This is a genomic window from Segatella copri, from assembly GCF_009494835.1.
GTDB classification, from domain to species: Bacteria; Bacteroidota; Bacteroidia; order Bacteroidales; family Bacteroidaceae; genus Prevotella; species Prevotella copri_F.
The window spans coordinates 155,338-175,703 of the sequence record NZ_VZBE01000013.1 but is presented as its reverse complement, the minus strand read 5'-3'; the positions used below and the strand labels follow the sequence as shown (position 1 = coordinate 175,703).

General features: G+C 43.0%; 12 protein-coding genes and 2 pseudogenes. 3 read left to right on the top strand and 11 right to left on the bottom strand.

The window, feature by feature from the left end; genetic code table 11:
• Nucleotides 1-94: 94 nt before the first annotated feature.
• From glmS to F7D47_RS02775, 5 genes are all read right to left on the bottom strand, one after another.
• Complete coding sequence (glmS, locus tag F7D47_RS02795; protein WP_006847422.1) at nucleotides 95-1,999, bottom strand: glutamine--fructose-6-phosphate transaminase (isomerizing); 1,905 nt, start codon at nucleotides 1,997-1,999, stop codon at nucleotides 95-97.
• 52 nt (nucleotides 2,000-2,051) lie between these two features.
• A complete protein-coding gene (locus tag F7D47_RS02790; RefSeq protein ID WP_153086313.1) occupies nucleotides 2,052-2,852 on the bottom strand; it encodes a polysaccharide biosynthesis/export family protein in 801 nt (266 codons plus the stop codon).
• Nucleotides 2,853-2,970: 118 nt separating this feature from the next.
• Entirely contained in the window at nucleotides 2,971-4,425 is a 1,455-nt protein-coding gene (gene pyk, locus F7D47_RS02785) for a pyruvate kinase (RefSeq protein WP_022121475.1), read from the bottom strand.
• A 258-nt stretch (nucleotides 4,426-4,683) separates the two neighbouring features.
• On the bottom strand, nucleotides 4,684-5,307 hold the full coding sequence (locus F7D47_RS02780) for a LemA family protein (protein WP_228113423.1): 624 nt from the start codon (nucleotides 5,305-5,307) through the stop codon (nucleotides 4,684-4,686).
• A 67-nt stretch (nucleotides 5,308-5,374) separates the two neighbouring features.
• Complete coding sequence (locus F7D47_RS02775) at nucleotides 5,375-6,199, bottom strand: TPM domain-containing protein (protein ID WP_117727874.1); 825 nt, start codon at nucleotides 6,197-6,199, stop codon at nucleotides 5,375-5,377.
• Nucleotides 6,200-6,354: 155 nt separating this feature from the next.
• Here F7D47_RS02775 and F7D47_RS02770 point away from each other — a divergent pair.
• Nucleotides 6,355-6,651: pseudogene (locus tag F7D47_RS02770) on the top strand (HU family DNA-binding protein); the annotation flags it as partial.
• A 280-nt stretch (nucleotides 6,652-6,931) separates the two neighbouring features.
• Nucleotides 6,932-8,503 (top strand): Rne/Rng family ribonuclease, encoded by a 1,572-nt coding sequence (locus F7D47_RS02765; protein ID WP_117692278.1) that lies wholly within the window; start codon nucleotides 6,932-6,934, stop codon nucleotides 8,501-8,503.
• Nucleotides 8,504-8,596: 93 nt separating this feature from the next.
• Here the strand turns inward: F7D47_RS02765 and F7D47_RS02760 are convergent, their stop codons facing one another.
• On the bottom strand, nucleotides 8,597-10,684 hold the full coding sequence (locus F7D47_RS02760) for a S9 family peptidase (RefSeq protein WP_153086314.1): 2,088 nt from the start codon (nucleotides 10,682-10,684) through the stop codon (nucleotides 8,597-8,599).
• A gap of 133 nt (nucleotides 10,685-10,817) precedes the next feature.
• Here F7D47_RS02760 and F7D47_RS02755 point away from each other — a divergent pair, with 133 nt between their 5' ends.
• Nucleotides 10,818-11,135 carry a heavy metal-binding domain-containing protein gene (locus F7D47_RS02755; protein ID WP_006847412.1) on the top strand — a complete coding sequence of 106 codons (318 nt, stop codon included), beginning with the start codon at nucleotides 10,818-10,820 and terminating at the stop codon, nucleotides 11,133-11,135.
• A 150-nt stretch (nucleotides 11,136-11,285) separates the two neighbouring features.
• Here F7D47_RS02755 and F7D47_RS02750 read toward each other — a convergent pair whose 3' ends face one another.
• The 5 genes and pseudogenes from F7D47_RS02750 to fabD form a co-directional block, all read right to left on the bottom strand.
• Nucleotides 11,286-12,848 (bottom strand): ATP-binding protein, encoded by a 1,563-nt coding sequence (locus F7D47_RS02750; protein WP_153086315.1) that lies wholly within the window; start codon nucleotides 12,846-12,848, stop codon nucleotides 11,286-11,288.
• A gap of 340 nt (nucleotides 12,849-13,188) precedes the next feature.
• Nucleotides 13,189-15,423: a RagB/SusD family nutrient uptake outer membrane protein gene (locus F7D47_RS02745; protein ID WP_153086474.1), complete on the bottom strand. Its 2,235-nt coding sequence runs from the start codon at nucleotides 15,421-15,423 to the stop codon at nucleotides 13,189-13,191.
• A gap of 449 nt (nucleotides 15,424-15,872) precedes the next feature.
• Nucleotides 15,873-16,100: pseudogene (locus F7D47_RS02740) on the bottom strand (helix-turn-helix domain-containing protein); the annotation flags it as partial.
• A gap of 849 nt (nucleotides 16,101-16,949) precedes the next feature.
• On the bottom strand, nucleotides 16,950-19,142 hold the full coding sequence (locus F7D47_RS02735) for an alpha-amylase family glycosyl hydrolase (protein ID WP_153086317.1): 2,193 nt from the start codon (nucleotides 19,140-19,142) through the stop codon (nucleotides 16,950-16,952).
• A gap of 90 nt (nucleotides 19,143-19,232) precedes the next feature.
• A complete protein-coding gene (fabD, locus tag F7D47_RS02730) occupies nucleotides 19,233-20,120 on the bottom strand; it encodes an ACP S-malonyltransferase (RefSeq protein ID WP_153086318.1) in 888 nt (295 codons plus the stop codon).
• Between the last annotated feature and the right edge of the window lie 246 nt (nucleotides 20,121-20,366).

Here is a 20,366-nt window from a genome sequence, read left to right as displayed (position 1 = left end):
CCTTATCTTATTTAGTTAAATTTGAATATACCTATCCGAGGGATCCCCCTCCAAAAAAAGGGAAACGTCAAGAAATGACGAATCCCTTTATATATTATTCTACAGTAACTGACTTGGCCAAGTTTCTAGGTTGGTCAACGTCCTTGCCCTTACATACAGCTACATGGTAAGCCAAGAGCTGCAAAGGAATGGTAGCCAATAATGGCTCCAGGCACTCCAAGGTCTCAGGGAGTTCAATCACTTCGTCGGCAATCTTGGAAATGGTTTCATCGCCATTGCTGACAATAGCAATAACACGACCCTGACGGGCTTTAATCTCCTGGATATTAGACAAGACCTTCTCGTACATGAAGTTGTGGGTAGCAATAACTACCACTGGCATATCGCTGTCAATCAATGCGATAGGGCCATGCTTCATCTCCGCTGCAGGATAACCCTCAGCGTGGATGTAGCTAATCTCCTTCAACTTCAATGCACCCTCAAGAGCCACAGGATACTGGAATCCACGGCCCAGATAGATGAAATTGCGAGCGTATGTAAACGTACGGCTCAAGTCAGCTATCTTATTGTTGAGCTTCAACACTTCCTTCATCTTGGCAGGAATGTTCCAAAGCTGTTCTGTAATCTTCTGATATTCATTTTCGCTGATGGTTCCCCTCTCCTTACCGATGGCAAGTGCCAGAAGGATAAGGACGGTAACCTGACCAGTGAACGCCTTGGTAGAGGCAACACCAATCTCCGGACCTACGTGAATATAGGTACCTGTATCTGTCTCTCGTGCGATGGAAGAACCGATGGAGTTACAGATACCATAGATAAACGCACCGCTCTCCTTGGCAAGCTTGATGGCAGCCAGGGTATCAGCGGTTTCACCACTCTGGGAAATGGCGATGACCACATCATCCTTCGTTACCACAGGATTACGGTAACGGAATTCAGATGCATATTCCACTTCCACAGGGATGCGGCAATAGTTCTCTATCATCTGCTTGCCGATAAGTCCGGCATGCCATGATGTACCACAAGCCACGATAATGATTCGCTTGGCATTGAGAAGCTGCTGGCGATGGTCGGTAATGGAACTAAGCACGACACCCATCTCAGTCTCCTTCTTGCTGGTTGTATCGTCGCCATCAGTCATTACGCGAGTTTCCACTGTGCGGCTAACTACACGGCCACGCATACAGTTACGAAGGCACTCTGGCTGCTCAAAAATTTCCTTCAACATAAAGTGAGGGAAACCGCCCTTCTCTATCTGACCGAGATCAATGTCTACGGTCTGTACCTCAGGGTTGAGTTTAACGTTCTGGATGTTCACCACCTGCAATTCCTCACCGAGGCGCATCACAGCAATGTTACCATCCTCCAGATAAACCACCTTATCTGTATATTCGATGATAGGACTGGCATCAGAACCGAGATAAAACTCACCATCCTTTCCGATACCTACAACCAACGGACTCTGCTTACGGGCAGCAATGATCTGATTAGGGTTACGCTTATCAAGAATAGCGATAGCGTAGGCTCCGATTACCTGACGGAGAGCCACCTGAACGGCAGTCAGCAAGTCGAGATTTTTCTTTATCTGAATATATTCAATCAGCTGAACGAGAACCTCAGTATCCGTCTCGCTCTTAAACTCTACTCCCTTAGCAATGAGATTCTTCTTGATATCGGCATAGTTTTCTATGATTCCATTATGAATCATGGCAAGGTTCTTGCTAGAGGAATAATGCGGGTGAGCATTTACAGCTGAAGGCTCTCCATGGGTAGCCCAACGAGTATGAGCAATACCCACATGTCCCGAAATATCCTTATCAGAGCAGAACGCTTCAAGATCTGCCACCTTGCCCTTTGCCTTATATACATTCAAAGAGCCGTCATTGCCAATAAGGGCAACTCCCGCAGAATCGTATCCGCGGTACTCCAGACGCTTCAAGCCCTTGATGAGGGCTGGATAAGCGTCACCCTTACCTAAATATCCTACAATGCCACACATATATATATTATTATTTTTGTAGTATCCTGATTTTACTCCCACCTATTACCTGCTATCGCAAGATATTGACAATCAATGATGCGATAGAAATCAATGTACCAACGGCAGAGAACCACAATGTAGTAGATGAACCGATAGATGAGTTTTGAGCTTTCACCTTATTTGGTTCTACATAGATAATATCATTCTGCTGCAGATAATAGAATGGTGAATTAATAATATTTGCATCATTCAAGTTCATACGATAAGTATGCTTCTCTCCTGCTGCATCCTGACGAATCAATAATACATTGTCACGCTTACCATAGATAGTTAAGTCGCCACACTGTGCCAAAGCTTCAAGAATACTCATCTTCTCCTGTGGAGCATAAATAATTCCTGGCTTTTCTACTTCACCTAATACAGATACATGGTAACTGCCCATGCGAACCGTAACAATTGGATTTTCTTTTTCTGCCAGATAAGGCTTTACCTTATTCTTGATGAGATCTTCAGCCTGTTTCTTGGTCAAACCACCGACATGCAAGGTTCCAACAACAGGAAACTCAATATTACCATCATTATCAACCAGATATCCTTGCAGGGAACCACTACCATAACTCAGCTGTCCGCCTGTACCCAATGTTTGAGAGACAGAGAGGTTGAAAGGCATGGCAGCCTTTGGATCTGTTGTAATTACTGTAATTGTAAGTTCGTCCTTAGGCATAATCTTGGCTTCATAAAGCATTCTTGAAGCAGCCAAGCTGATAGAATCTGCATTTTGGAAATAAGCTACATTCTTAGTACTTCCACAACTGCCAAGTACTAAGAGCATAGCCAAAGCGACTAAAACTGAACTAACGAGTTTCTTCATTTTCTAAAATTTTCGTTTTAAAATATTGGTGCAAAATTACGGTATTTTTTTGAATACTGCAAATTTTTGCACCAATAATTCTATTTACGTCTATTTTTTTTTGAAATAATAGCCTTTTTTACTTATCTTCGATGCCATTTGATGGCAAATTAAAGCTATAACTGTTATCGAAAATCTTCTTCACTTTATTAATCTCAACGAAGGTTGTGCCTCCACCCTCTCCAAAGCTACCGCTCAGATAAGCAATCTTATCCTCCTCACCTAAGTAGCCTTTCTGGCGAAGCATACGTACCGCAGCAGTAAACATAGCTTTGGTAGAAACCTGATCCTTCTGATGAATTGGAATAATACCATAGCTCAGATTCAACCAGCGCTGGAGTTTTTCCTTATAGCAGATTGCCAATACCGGATTTGGACCACGGAAGGCTGCCAGGTCGCGTGCAGTCTGACCGGTCTCGCCATCGGTAATAATACCAGCAACACCCAACTTTTTAGTAGCCTCAATAGCAGCATGAGCTAGGAAGAGTTTCTGGTCAATCTTACCATCTTCCATTGGATCAATATCATTCAGTGGAGACTTATCCTTCTCTGCCTGCTCAGCAATACGGGCCATGGTCTGCACTGCTTCTACAGGATACTTACCGCTTGCTGTCTCACCAGAAAGCATCAGCGCATCGGTGCGATAGAAGATAGCATTGGCAATATCGGTTACCTCTGCACGGGTAGGACGTGGATTCTTAATCATGGTATGCAACATCTGTGTTGCTACGATTACCGGTTTCTGCGCCTTCACACACTTAGAGATGATGCGGCGCTGGATGCCTGGAATTCTCTCGATTGGCACCTCGATACCCAGGTCACCACGGGCAACCATGATACCATAGCAGGCATCAATAATCTCGTCAATATTATCAACACCTTCCTGATTTTCAATCTTAGAGATAATCTTGATATCACTGTTGTGAGCGTCCAAGATATCCTGAACTGCCTTCACATCGGCTGCATTGCGCACAAAAGAGTGAGCGATGAAATCAATATCCAACTCGATAGCGAGTTCAATATTTCGGCGGTCTTTCTCTGTCAGTGCAGGCAGGTCGATATGCTCTCCTGGCACATTCACGCTCTTGTGAGCCCCGAGCACTCCCTCGTTCTGAACCTCGGCAACCAGCATAGGGCCCTGGTTGTCGATAATCTTCATATCGAGTTCACCATCATCGAAGAGCAAATCATCACCTACCTTAACATCGGCTGCGATGTCAGGATAGCTCACATTCACAATATCATGAGAAGACTCCATTTCCGGACGTCCAAAGATTTTCACTACATCACCAACATTGTAGTGGATAGGTTCCTTCACACCTGTAGTTCGCACCTCAGGACCTTTGGTATCAATCATAATACCAATATGTGGAGACACGGCTCTTACATTCTTTACGATGGTGCGTATACCCTCTTCTGTGGCATGAGCAGTATTCATACGAACAACGTTCATACCGGCAAAAAACAGTTTTCGGATAAAATCCTGATCACATCTACGATCACTGATGGAAGCGACAATCTTTGTTTGTTTCATATTTGTAATTAACCTTATTGAAATTTCAATGTTTGCGGTATTTCTACCATATTTCTTAAATTGCGTGCAAAGATACAAAGAATTTCTGAAATAAAAAACATCTGAAATACAAAATATATATAAAATATTAAGTTACTTTCAAATTGAAAGCACATAAAACAGAAAATCTAGCCAATGGGACACTTCTCGTTCCCATTGACTAGATAACAAATCTATTAATCCCATTGAAAAACAGGATTTTTAATGATCAATTCTAAATTAGATATCCAAATCTGGCGCCTTCTCAGTTCCTGCTGCTGCCTCAAACTTAGGCATCACATTGAAATTGAAGAGGCCGGCGATAAGGGCACTTGGCATTTTTCTAACCGTCTGGTTATAGTTCTGAACGGCTTCATTATACTTGCGGCGTGCCTCGCTGATACGGTTTTCCGTACCCTCTTCCTGAACCTGAAGAGCCTTGAAGTTCTCGCTGGCTTTCAACTCAGGATATTTCTCGGCTACTACCATCAGTTTGGAGAATGCATTCGCCAACTCACCCTGTGCAGCAGCATATTTCTTCAGGCTAGCCTCAGTAAGATTATTGGCATCCAGCTTTACCTGACCAACAGCAGCACGAGCCTTGGTTACCTCGGCAAAGGTTTCTTTCTCATGCTTGGCATAAGCCTTTACTATCTTTGCCAACTGTGGCATCATATCAGCACGACGCTGATACTGAGTCTGAACATTAGCCAACTCTGTGGTAGCCAACTCCTGTTTCTCTACCAATCCGTTATAACCACTGAACATCCATAGTACCAGCACAACTACGATGCCCAGGATAATCCAACTTTTCTTTATACCTCTCTTTGCCGGTTGCATGTTTGAATTCATTGTCTGTTCCATTGTCATTATTATTAATTAATTATTTACTATAAACTATTAACTATAAACTATTAACTATAATCAGTCATCACCATCCTCCGCCAGAGCCACCTCCGCTAAAGGTACCTCCGCCAAAAGAACCGCCCGAGAAACCGCCGCCGGAAGAACCGCCACCTCCCATAAAGAAAGGAGGTATCCAGTCGTCATCGTTGTTTCTCCTACGAGACTGGTTTCTCTGATTGCTCTTCGGTCTTGGCTTCACAATACCGAGCATCTCCAGAATATACCTGATAAACAGATAGATAGGAATACCGAAGAAGATAAGAAACAGGATAATGACCAGGAACCAGTCCTCTTCGTCATTAACCGAACCTTCATCAACATCCGCAATTCCCGTCCGTCCACTTTTCACCTTATTATATATAGCACGGCTCACAGATGCTACTGCCTCGCCCGGATTGCCTTCACGCATATACTTCACGATGCAAGCCCGAGCAATATCATCGCAGTCCACATCGGTCAACTCCCCCTCCAGTCCACTTCCTGGAGCAATAAAGTATTTATGATCCTCCACCGCGATGACGATAACCAGTCCTCTCCGACTCTTCTTGTAACCGATACCATATTGGTTGCCCACATCCTGCGCCATCCGAAAGGCATCCTGGTTGTCAACCTTTCCCACAATGATGAGCACATTCTGTACGCCACACTCCAACTTCAGTTTCTGAAGATAGAAATTGGCAGAATCCTTCTGAGCCTTATCAACATATCCATCCGGGTCGGAAACATATTGCGTAGAATCCCTGAGGAAAGGAATCGGTACATTTTTCGCCGTCCAGACCTCCCCAGCCGTCAACGCCAATGCATGAAAGGCAACCATCATCAAAGCCAAAAAATATCTCTTAAATCTCATAATTTCTCTATTTTGGTGCAAAAATACGCAATAAAAACCTTATATGCAAATACTTAGAGCATTATTTTTGCAAAAAAAGCCTTAAGTATTTTGTTATATCATAAAAAACTTGTATCTTTGCACACCGAAATAAAGAATAACAAGTAAAATTAGTAAAAAATAAAGAAATGACCAAAGCAGATATCATTAATGAGGTAGCTATCGCTACTGGTATGCCTAAGAAAGAAGTAGGTACTGTAGTAGAGGCTTTTATGGAAGAGGTTAAGAAGTGCCTCATCGAAAAGAAGGACAATGTATACTTGCGTGGCTTCGGCAGCTTCAACATCAAGCATCGTGCTGCTAAGACTGCCCGTAACATCTCTAAGAATACAACCATCACCATTCCAGCTCACGACTTACCAAGCTTCAAGCCATCAAAGAGCTTCATCGAGGAGATGCAGAACGCTCAGTAATACTGCTGGACAGAAAGAGAGAAATATCATTTTTTATAATAACAATATTTTAAAATTTTAAAATCATGCCAAACGGAAAGAAAAAGAAGGGCCACAAGATGGCTACTCACAAGCGTAAAAAAAGATTACGTAAGAACAGACATAAGAGCAAGTAAGCTAGCATTGTAGCTAGTCTACTATAGCTCTCGGTCAGTTCGTGACTGAGGGGGTGTGTCAGTTCTGATATGGAATGACATACCCTTTTTTTGTATTAATTTAAAGTTAAAAGATTATTGAAGATATGACAAGCGAAGTTGTAATTGATGTCCAACAGAAAGACATCTCTATCGCACTCATGGAGGACAAGCAGCTGGTGGAATACCAGAACGAACCTCGTGAGGCATCGTTCTCTGTGGGCAACATCTACATCGCAAAGGTAAAAAAACTGATGCCGGGTCTTAACGCCTGCTTCGTGGATGTAGGTTATGAACGCGACGCCTTTCTTCATTATCTTGACCTAGGAAGTCATTTTAATTCCTACCAGAAGTACCTTAAACAAGTACAGAGCGACAGAAAGAAACTTTTCCCATTCTCTAAAGCCAGCAAAATGCCTGAATTGGAAAAGGACGGCAGCATACAGAATGTACTCAAAGCAGGACAGGAAGTGCTGGTACAAATCGTAAAGGAACCAATCTCTACCAAGGGACCTCGACTCACAGGCGAAATCTCATTCGCGGGCCGATACCTGGTACTCATGCCATTCGGTGATAAAGTTTCTGTCTCGTCGAAAATTAAAAGCGGTGAAGAACGCTCCCGACTCAAACAACTCATTCACAGCATCAAACCAAAGAATTGCGGCGTTATCGTCCGCACTGTGGCTGAGGGTAAGAAGGTCGCTGAGCTCGATGCTGAGCTGAAAGTCCTGGTGAAGCGATGGGAGGATGCTATCGCCAAGGTACAGAAGACCCAGCAGCGCCCGCAACTTGCATTCGAGGAGACCGGAAGAGCCGTTGCTCTCTTGCGTGACTTGTTTAACCCATCTTACGAGAACATCTACGTGAACAACGAAGATGTGATGAACGAGGTGAAGAACTATGTTTCTCTAATAGCCCCTGAAAAGGCGGGCATAGTTAAGCTCTACACCGGTAAGGTGCCTATCTTCGACAATTTCAGCATTACCAAGCAGATTAAAGCTGGCTTTGGTCGTGTTGTTAACTACAAGCACGGTGCTTATCTCATCATTGAGCACACCGAGGCCTTGCACGTTGTCGATGTAAACAGTGGTAACAGAACTCGTGAGAAAGGTCAGGAAGCAAATGCACTGGATGTTAACCTCGGCGCTGCTGATGAGTTGGCTAGACAATTGCGCCTCCGAGATATGGGAGGTATCATTGTTGTCGACTTCATCGACATGAATCTTGCCGAAGACCGACAGTTGCTCTATGAGCGCATGTGCAAGAACATGCAGAAGGACCGTGCCAAGCACAACATCCTGCCATTGAGCAAGTTCGGACTGATGCAGATTACACGCCAGCGTGTACGTCCGGCTATGGATGTGAATGTAGATGAAACCTGCCCTACCTGTTTCGGTACGGGCAAGATCAAGTCTAGCATCCTCTTCACCGACCAGTTGGAAAGAAAAATCGACCGCCTAGTCAACAAGATCGGCGTCAAGAAATTCACTTTGTATGTGAATCCTTACGTGGCTGCCTTCATCAACAAGGGTTTCATTTCCCTGAAGCGCAGATGGCAGTTTAAGTATGGTTTCGGCTTCAATGTGATTCCTTCACAGAAACTGGCATTCCTCCAGTACGAATTCTACGACAAGGACAACCAGTATCTGGACATGCAGGAAGAACAGGAAACAAAGTAAGTTTTAATTATCAGAAAAAAGCTCCATTCGTATCAGTTTGCGAATGGAGCTTTTTTATTTTGTTTTTCTACACCTTATTATATATAGGGCATTTTAGTACTCTATCTCATTATTCACCATCTTCTCTGTATCCCAAGGTGCAGGAGCACCGCCGAGATAACGATGGAACCAGTCGAGGTGCGCATTGTAATAGAGCGGCATCGACTTCAGGTTGCTTGGCCAGTGACCATCATACTTCAAGACTATCAGTCGCGAAGGAATGTTCAGGGTCTGCAAGGCTGTGAAATACTGCAAACTCTGGGTATACGGTACACGATAGTCCAGCTCGCCCGTCATCACGAGGGTTGGTGTTGAGAAGTTCTTGATGTATGAGGATGGTGACCACTTCTCGTAGAGATCGGAATTATAAGGCTGTCCCTCTAACTCAAAGTTAGGAAACCATACTTCCTCAGTACTGCCCCACATAGAGCGCAAGTCATATACGCCCATCATGGAAGCCAGACACTTGAATCGCTTGGTATGTCCCTGCAGCCAGTTCATCATATAGCCGCCATACGACCATCCCATCGCTCCCATCCTGGTAGAATCAACATATTCCAGGGTTGCCAATTTATCGGTAACCTTCATTACATCCTCGAATACCTTTCCGCCCCAGTCACCGGAAATGGCACGGGTAAAGGCCTGACCATATCCCGTAGAACCGTGAGGATTAGGATAAGCCACCACATAACCGGCAGCAGGATAAACCTGCCAGTCGCCACGGAAGGAATTCATCCACTGCATCTGTGGTCCTCCATGCACATTGATGATAAGCGGATATTTCTTGCTGGCATCAAAGTTGTGTGGCTTTACGATGAATACCTGTACCTTGTCACCACCAGCGCCATCTACCCAGATACTCTCAGATGGACGGATATCCACTTCATCCTCCAACTGCTGGTTGAGGAAGGTAATCTGCTGTTCCTTGCCGCTTGCTACAGGAGTTCCATTCCACTTCTTCATCTGCTGGCGATAGAGAGCCGATGGCTTGCCTGTCGTGCTATAGGTATAATATACCATACCCTTATTGTCGAAATCAAACTCCGAGATGGCCTTGCCCGTCAATACCGGCGAGATGGTTTTTCTGGCTATATCGAGCTTGTAGAGCGGCTCAGCGCCCTGTACCTGACCGAGGAAGAAGATACTCTTGCTGTCGGGAGCCCATTTGTAATCATCTACCCAGTTGTCAAACTTCTCTGTCAGGATGGTAGACTTCTTTGCAGCCCGGTCGTAGATAGCAAGACGGAAGCGATCAGACTCATAACCAGGCACTTGCTGCAAGCGGTAAGCGATATACTTGCCGTCAGGCGAATAGGCTGGAGTACCATCCCAAGCCTTGTTCTCCTTCGTGATGCAGACCGGTTCTCCCCCATTCACAGATACCGTCCACAGGTCGGCATTGGTGCTAGCCTCCTGATGCTCATCATGATTGGATACAAAACAGATCTCCTTGCTGTCAGGAGAGAATTGATAGGTGATTCCACCCCCAACCACGAATATCAGCGAATAATTGCCCGGAGTCAGATCCTTGTAAGTCTTCGTCTGTGTGTCGAAAAGGATAAGGTGATTGCATCTGCCATCATTATAGCTCGTCCAATGACGGTAGAGCAACTTGTCGGCGATATGCGCCTGTACAGGTCCCTGCTCCTTTTTCTCCATCCGGGCCTTGTTAGCCTTGGCATCAGCTCCCAGGTCGGGATATACTTCTGCGGTAAAGGCAATGTATCGCTCATCCGGAGAGATGACAGGACTACCGATACCCAACTCATAATCAGTTACCTGTTCCGTCTCACAGGTAGTCAGATCCATGCGAAAGATCTGAGCTGTCCCTTTCTCATAATTAGTAAAGAAGATACTCTTTCCATCCTTGCTCCATACGGCAGAACTGCTCTTTCCATCCTCGGTAAGAGCCTTGGCGTGAGAGCCATCCGCATTCATGATGTAGATATCGGAGCCAGACTTCTGGTTCTTCAGGTCAGAAGAACTGGCGGTATAGCAAACCGTCTTACCATCAGGCGAAAGGCTCACCGAAGATACGCCCTTCACCCTGTACAAATCCTCGATGGTAAACGCCCTTTTCTGAGCGTTTGCCGAAAGCAGCGCCATCACGAGTGCTGCCGAAAACATCAATCTCTTGTTCATATAACCTATAAATATTTATATTTCAGATGCAAAAGTAACAATTATTTTTGGATTTTCTGCAACCTTTTCTCTACTTTTATCGTCTAAGCTATAAATAACATTGATAATAACATAAAAAAGAAAGGAAAAGATTATGATTTTAAGTACCACTCCAACAATAGAAGGCCACCCTATCCGTGAATACCGTGGCGTAGTGACCGGCGAAACCATTATCGGTACCAACTTTGTAAAGGATTTCTTTGCCAGTGTCCGTGATGTAATCGGCGGCAGAAGCGGTTCTTACGAAAGCACACTTCGCGAGGCTAAGGATACAGCCCTCAGAGAGATGGCCGACCGTGCCGCATCCCTGGGCTGCAACGCCATCGTGGGCATCGACCTGGATTACGAAACCGTAGGCAACAGCGGTTCCATGCTGATGGTAACATGCAGCGGAACGGCGGTGATTATCTAAGTTCTGCGACTGTACAAAAGGACAAAACATACTTGAAATGGGGCGGTAACTGCCTTAAAAATCGAGTTACCGCCCCTGTTCAGATATATTTTATCTATATAGTGTGGTGACATACACCTGATGAAGGTCACCAACTTTCTTCTATTTCATTTATTCTATCACCCAATCCTCTATACTTCGCTGGTTTTCCGAGAAGTTAATACCCACTTTCACAACCTTTCGCCCATCATCGGCAAAAGCCTTGGCATAGTCCTTGTCGCTGATTTGCGCCATGGCGATGTCGGCAGACTTCTTATATTTCAACTCAAAGATAAAGATACTCTTATCCGTCTTGAGCACAAGGTCTATTCTTCCATCCGAAGTGGTATGCTCCACCTTCACATCTTCGCCAAGCATGGTGAAGATGGTGAATATCACGGCTTGATAGTGACGCTCATTATTGTTGATAATCGTATATGGGAACTTATCATAGAATGCCTTCAAATGAGGCATAAAGGCTCCCATGTCGTCATTGATGAGCACATTCTTTTTATAAGCATATACGATAGCATCAAGTTCGCCTACCTCTGAAGGGGTATAATATAGGCAAAGGCTTTCCGAAAAACCTTGTCTAACTTCTTGATTAGGAAAACTAAGGTAATACATACCTAACTGCTTGTCATATCCCTTAATCGTAAGATACCCACTTTGGAAAAGGACTGGCACAGGGTCAGTAATCGTCTCAGTAGGAACATCGAAGCGTTTAGCTCTAGCCCAGATATCATTTAAGTCCATCATATCCAAATTCTTCTGCTGCATCAGTTCTATCAGGAACGTAGGCGTACCAGATGTAAACCAATAGCTATTAAACTCCTTATCGTCCAAAGCATTGATAATGCTGTAAGGATTGAAGATATCCTCGCTATTGATACTGAAGTGGTAGCCATCATAATGCTGCTTGAGTTGCTCTAAGGTCTCCTCATAAGTAAGCCCATTATGTTCAGCCATCTCCTCGATACCCTCACGGAAATACTGAGTCAATTCACTCTTGGTTATACCACAACAGCTACTGTATTCATCCTTCAACGTGAGAATCTTGAGATTGTTCAATTCACTAAAGATGCTGAGCTGACTAAACTTGGAAATGCCTGTGATGAATACAAAGCGAATGTTTCCCTCTTGCTGCTTCAAGGGGCTGAAGAAATCTCTCATGATGTTGCGGATGGTCTTCTGCAACTCTTCGTCACTTACAGAATCATGCATTGGAGCATCATACTCGTCGATGAGAACAACAGCTTGTTTACCGGTTTGAGCAGCTGCTGCAAGCAATATATTCTTGAGACGTGAGCCAAAAGACTTCTCATCTATCGGATTAACCTTTAAACCATATTTTTTCTCTTCTACTTCTAGTATTCCGTTTAGAATTGAATATGTATTCTCCAAACTATAATATTTACCGCAGCTCAGATCCAAGTGGATGACAGGATATGCCGTCCATTCCTTCTCCATCTGTTCGATGGCAAGGTCCTTGAACAGTTCTTTCTTACCTTCAAAGTAGGCCTTGAGAGTAGATACAAACAAGGATTTTCCGAATCGGCGTGGGCGACTCAGAAAATGAAACTTGGCATAATGAGCCAACTGATAGACGATAGCCGTCTTGTCAGCATAGAAGTAATTCCCCTTCACGATTTCGGAGAACGTTTGTATTCCCAAAGGATATCTCTTTGAAGCCATAATCTTACTCTTAATAATTAATGTACAAAGATACAGATAATATTTCAGAAAACAAGCATTTTTCTGATTATTAACAATATATCACTGCAAAAATAGAACCACAATTCAACAAAACATGCTTGAAACGGGGCGGTAACGGCCTTAAAAATCGAGTTACCGCCCCTGTTCAGGCATATTCTTATCTAAAATCCTTTGCGGTATTCAATATCTTTGTAGCCAATTATCAGAGCCTTAGGGCTAATTGTTATCATAAAATAAGACTTTACAGACTAGACTACCAGAGTCTATTTCAAGAAAATAGGGAACGTTATGAAATATCAACGCTCCCTATTTTTGTATATCAATACCCTGGGTTTTGAGTCATATTTGGATTCATATTTATTTCATTTTGAGGAATAGGTAAAAGCAACTGATATTTTTCTAATCCGAGTTCTTTCATCGCCAAACCATTCCTTTTCAAGAAAGCAAAATAGTCTTGCAATTTAAGAGACTTCCTCAGTTGCTTAATTCCCTTAACTGAAACATTTGTTCCGGAAATGCCATTTATATTACCCACTTCTGAAATATATTTTGAAGCCTTTGCATTGTTACCCAAGTGGATTTCGCATTCAGCATATAAAAGCATGACATCTGTAGTAGTCATGATAGGCACTACCTCTTCAGGACTACCGTCTACATATACCCTAGAGGCTCTTGACCCATTATTGCCAAGCTTCAAAGCCAAAATCAAATCTTTGTTTTCAGATGTATATTTTGTTGGAACTTTTTCCATAGAGTATATATTTTTGTCAACAACTTGTTGGAGAAGACCACTAGCTGCAGCCCATTTTTGCTGGTACATATATACTTTCGCCAAAAGAATACGAGCCACATCCTTTGATACGAACAGAGCATCATTGGCATTGGTTGCAAAAGCTACACATTTCTTTTCATCCAAATTTCTTATTGCTTCTACCAGTTCTTCTTCCAGCATTTGTAGAATACTAGATTCGGATGTTCTTGGAACATAAGAATCTGCATAACCTTCAAAACCTGCATTAGGCATCACAACTACACCACCCCACCAAATCAACATTTGATAGTAGCACAAATCTCGATATATATTCAGATAAGGAGAATATACTGCTCTATACATGGCGTCTGCTCTATACAGCCTTGCTATCATATTCAGCGCTTGGTATGAATCAATCCAACAATTACGGATATTCGGTTCACTGCTACTGATAGGAGCAACAAAACGAGGATCATTTATTATCTTTGTATAACGATAATTTATCTGCGCCTCAAGGGGTATAGCTTCAGACAAACTCTCCATAAATTCAGAAACCAAACGGATGCCTTCACTTCCGAGTCGAGGTACTATGATTTCTGCATTAGGATTAGCTTGCTGAGTTAAATTCAAGCGAGCTACTTCATTACCCATACCATCATATAAAGGAATAGGAACTGCTTGTTCCTTCCTAAAGGAGGCAGCCTTTACAACCACCTTTAAGATATTATTATTCAATTCTTTAGTATAATTGATACAAGGTTCGTTTCCACTTCCGGTTTCATAAATTCCAATTTCCAAAACAGGAGTAGTATTATCGTATATATCATCACCAGAAAAACTAGGTCGCTCTAAGTAAACTGGTACAATTGTATTCACCTTTACCTCATAGCTTCCACCTTCCATAGGCACATTGATATTATTTGTTTCCAAACTGACAGGATGATTTTCAGGCGCAATTTCATTTCCTGCGGTTCCATCTCCATCCCAATCGAAATAATAGATAAGATTCTTAACGGCAACCTCTTTACCCATCTCTTGATAGCGTTTCTTGATATTCTCTGCTATTTGAGGCAATTTGCTTTCCAAAGAGAACATATCTTTACGAATTTGCAGCTTGGTAGTTTCTGAGAAATTACCATCCTCAGCAAACTCTTCTGAAAGTTGAGATAAATATTCAGTAATTTGTGCTTCAGAACGATTGTACAGAATTAAAGATGACACGGCAATAAGAGCTGCAGCTTCATCTGTACCAGAAGTAATTGAGAAATGATTAACATCAGTCTTGGCATACTTTTCGAGACCAAAAGTCTTGAGAACTTCTTCTTGAGCTTGATTGTTTGCTTCCTTAAACGACTTACCATCCTTAGAAACCAAATCCATTACTCTCTGATACTTAAGATGTGAAAGAATATTCAAATTCACATCAGCCGCATTTTGAAGATTAGCAACGGCATTTAAAGCCAAAGTTCCTTTAGAAAGTTCACCAGTTACTTCATTAAAATAATATCCAGAAGCAGACAGTTTTACATAGGGTGACTTTAACAATTTAGATCCAAAAGTAAAAGTACCCTCATTATCTGTAATCGTAGAAGTAAAAGACTCACCTGTTTCATCTAGGTCAGCATCTAAAGGCTGCATTTGAATGGCTGTACCTCTAACAAAAGGACCTTTTTCTACTTTACCACCTACATTAAAATTAGTAGGAGTGTAACCATCCAGGTCGTCATTACTAGAACAAGACTGTAGCATTACCATCATTCCAATGGTAACAACCACAACGGCTTTCTTTAAAATTACTTTCATAATCTCGTTATTTATTAGTTAAACTTTCATATACAAAAAGCGTGGCGCTGACTATGCCATGTCTTACATGAAGGCCGTAGGAAAAGCCCAGGATACAGATATGGAAATAGCAGCCCACGCTATAGCGTGAGAACCACTATGCCATCCTTGTATCCTATGAAAGTTTCCTACGTTTTCATGTACAAGATAAGCATAACGCCTCTTTATATTCTAATATGTCTTGGAGATGGCATACACCAAATCCGCTGTAAAATTACAAAACTTTCCCGACATAGCCATAAGTTTTTGGGGAAAATTTGCATATAAGCCTCACTTTTCTTTCCTTTTTTCTATTTTTAATCACTTTTCTTCTATCTCACCAGAAATTTCGCGACCAAATCTCTGAGCATCGACTCCGAAAGATTGGATACTGAGCGTTGATAGCCGACTCTATGGAACTGATCTATCTATCATCGTTTTGTATGACGTATTCTCTGCGCTTTCTTCTCATCCTTTCTCATCAGATAAGGTGATGGAGGAAGTTCTGGAAGCACATCATTTATAGCATCAATCTGCCCCACCACCTTCAGCAAGAGGAGAAAAGTGGAAAGCGAAAGATTGCCCGCTGTACCATTCTCAAACTTGTGGATGGTGGTCAAGCCAAGCCCAGTAAACTCGGCAACCTTCTTCTGGGTGAGAGCCGCTTACAAATGACGCAGATTCGCCCATCCCTTTATCCTCGCACATAAATGTTTTTTCTTGAAAAAAGTCTCAAAGTATCATTATTTGCAAATATATCACTGATACATAATGAATTACAAAATGATACTTCCAAATATATTTACAAAGAAGTATCATAGAAGTATCATAAATTCAATAGAAGTATCATTAAATCACCATGATGCATCATAAAAAAAACACGAAATTATAGTCAACTAAATATAGAAAAACTACAATTAGCTTGCTCAAAATAGTACCCAAAAATCGCCCCATGAAATGGGCATTCAATGCCCACAGTACGGGCAATGAGTACCCAACACTTGGTCTATCGATACCCGTCACTTGATCCCTTAGTGCCCGTGTGACGGGCACTAAGAGACCAACCTATGTGCTTATTCCTAACTACAGTTGTCTGTGTTTTCCATCTTATTCCTAGTTAATATTTGCATACTTTATAAACTAGAAAGGTAGACACTAGCAATTTTATAAAACTGAAATACTAGACATTTCTTAGTTTTTGTGCCTGTATTTCTAGACATAAATCCTCAAAAAGGCTTTTTTGCAAGCAACTTACCTGAATTTTATGATACTTCTATTGAATTTATGATACTTCTATGATACTTCTTTGTAAAATAAACAGAAAAGTCTCATTTTTATAAACAATTACATATCAATCATATACATCGGTTTTAGCCACAAACAATGAGACTTTGAGACTTTTTTCGAGAAAAAACTTTTATGTGCACGAAAGAAAAGGAAAGAAGAAAGCAGTAATTATAAAAGAAAAAAGCAGCAATGGCTACTACTCCATTGCTGCTCATTTTATTTTACTGAACAATCTTGAAGCGGATACGCAAAGAATGCGCATGCTCATCCCAATTGGTACCAAGCAATACGAACTTGCCAATCTGGGCGGTAGAACGGACATGCTTGCCGATACATGGACAAACATCATAATCACCGATACGAACCAGACGCAAGGTCTCGCTCGCATCATCCGGCAGACGGTCTAACTTGACGTTAGCCGGAATATGGTCACGATCCACAAACTCGTAAGTAACAGGCATATCAAGCTCTATCAGGCGATTCATCTCCGTCTCAATCTCCTTCTCCTCCTGGCGGGTAGGCTTGTGATCGACTACGAAGGTCATCTTACTCTTCTTGCGCTCAATATGTGCATTGCGGCTGCGCTCACAGCCAAACAGGCGAACCATCAACTGATTGAGCAGATGCTCTGCCGTATGAGCAGGAGGGAACTCCTCCTTATGATGCTCATTCAATATGATATCACTTTCCTCCATCTTGACATTGAATTTATAGATTCTTACTCCGTTAACATCCATTGATATCGGGAATACGCCATCCTTCTTCAACTCAACCTTCTTCTTGCCACCCGAGAACAGTTCTGTTACCAGCACCTCCTCTTCAGCAATATGGAAGAAATCGAAAGCATGACCAGGGATGCAAACCTGCAACTGGCGCGCCTCCTGAGCAAAGTTAAGTACGATGAGCATAGCTTCATCATCCTTCTTGCGAAGGAAGGCGAAATTGGTACGGGGATCGAAATTCTCAGAACCCGGATTCACATACATCAAATCGAAGGTCTCACCCTCGCGGATGGCTTTCTCTTCATTGGCGAAGCGAAGAAGCTGACGATAAGTGGCTGCCAGATACTTCTGCTCCTGACTCAATGCCGAGTCAGATGAATCCTGATAGGCATGTGTCAGAGTTTCAGGACTCCAATAGTCGAATATCGTGGTACGGCCATCCGTGCCGCTGAATCCTTCCTTATCCATTCCCTTCTCGCCGAATTCCTGACCGCTGTAAAACATGAAAGGATTCTTCTGGAAGAAGAGACTCATGGCTGCAGCAGGAATCGCCTTCATGGCTGAGCCACAGAAGAAATCGCTGGCGATGCGCTGCTCATCATGATTCTCAAGGAAATAGAGCATGTGATCGCGGATATCATCCACTACCTGCCACTCGTGAGTGATACTGGCTGCCGGACGCTCACCACGAACCACGCCACGCAGGCAATCATACATTCCTACCTTGTCATAAAGATAATCGAAACCAGCCTTTACATAGTTGCGGTACTGGTTAGGATCGTAAACCTCGCCGATAACCACGATGTGAGGATACTTCGCCTTCAATATTCCTGTAGCGTATGACCAGAATGCCGTTGGCACCATTTCTGCCATATCACAGCGGAAGCCATCTACACCCTTGCTTGCCCAGAAGAGGAGGATATCTGTCATCTTGCCCCATGTGTTTGGAACTGGTTCATAATGATAGCTTCTGCCTCCTGCATCACAGTAATCTACACCGTAATTGAGTTTCACGGTCTCATACCAGTCGTTACAGCCAGGACGGTTATCAAACCGGTCGTTTCCTGTAGCTCTGGCTGGGCTCTCGGTATAAGGTTCATAAATCTTGGCATCTTTCACAGAAAAAGCCTTGAACTCTGGTTTGGATTGACGGATTTCATTCAAATCCAAATCGCCCCATGCATAATAGAAATTATTCTTGGTAGAGAAGTGCATGTTCGGATCATCATCTTCTCCCAAATCCCGTACACCTGTTGGTTTGCAAATGGAATGATACTCTCGGGCTACATGGTTCGGAACGAAATCCATGATTACTTTCATCCCTGCCTTGTGAGTACGTTCTATCAGCTGCTCCCACTCTTTCATTCTCATACTGACATTCACAGCCAAGTCTGGATCGATGTCATAGTAGTCGGTAATAGCATATGGCGAACCTGCTTTTCCCTTCACTACCTCTGCATGCTGAGTAGGAATTCCATAAGAAGAGTAGTTTGTCTGAGTGGCATGACGAATCACACCCGTATACCAAATATGTGTAAATCCCATATCGTGGATGCGTGCCAGAACTTCATCTGAGAAATTATTCAGCTTTCCGCAACCATTCTCTTCGATGGTACCATTTTCCTTACAGGTTGTATTCTGGTTTCCGAAGAGTCGTGGGAGAACCTGGTATATAATAACTTTTTCCTTCATTTAGCGGCTTTACTAAAAAAAATGAAACGTTTTACCTTTCCAACAACGCCTTTGCTGAAAAGATAAAACGTTGAATAGTGTTATTGTTGATTAAGCAATACCATGAGCGGCAACATTCTTGTCGATGCGGCCAATCATACCCTGCAATGCCTTGCCAGGACCACACTCTGTGAAGTCATCAGCACCATCAGCAATCATAGCCTGTACAGATGAAGTCCAACGTACAGAGCTTGTAAGCTGTGCGATGAGGTTCTGCTGAATCTCAGCTGGATCAGTATGAGGCTTACCGTCTACATTCTGGTAAACCGGGCACTTAGGAGCAGAGAATGTAGTCTTCTCGATAGCAGCCTGAAGTTCATCCTTAGCTGGCTGCATCAATGGAGAGTGGAAAGCACCACCAACCTTCAAAGGCAATGCACGCTTAGCACCAGCAGCCTTCAGCTTCTCGCAAGCAGCATTGACAGCATCTACGTTACCTGAGATAACGAGCTGACCAGGGCAGTTGTAGTTAGCAGCAACTACCACGTTGCCTTCTGTGCTTACCTCAGCGCAGATTTCCTCAACCTTTTCATCTGGCAAACCGATGATGGCAGCCATAGTACCAGGGTTAGCCTCGCAAGCCTTCTGCATAGCGTTGGCACGGGCAGCAACGAGTTTCAAACCATCCTCGAAAGCCATAGCACCGGCAGCAACCAATGCAGAGAACTCACCGAGAGAGTGACCTGCAACCATAGCTGGCTTGAACTCCTCACCCAGGCAAAGAGCAGAGATAACAGAATGGAGGAATACAGCAGGCTGGGTAACCTTGGTTTCCTTCAACTGATCGTCGGTACCGGCGAACATGATATCAGTAATCTTGAAGCCGAGAATCTCGTCGGCCTTATCGAAAAGTTCTTTTGCCAATGCGTTGTTATCGTAGAGGTCCTTACCCATACCTACGAACTGAGAACCCTGTCCAGGGAAAACAAATGCTTTCATTTTATCCTATTATTTTTTAAATTTATAATAAATATTCCTGCAATATACATGAATTCTTTGAATCCGACTGCAAAGGTACAATAAAATTCTGAGAATCAGCAGAGAATATCAAAAAATAAAGTTATATATTCTAAATTACTACAAGAATGGTAAAAACTTTCCATTCAGAACTGGGAAAAGATACAAAAAAATCCCTAATGCCTTGCGGCAAAAGGGATCTTTATATTAATTTGCTTTACAGTGCGA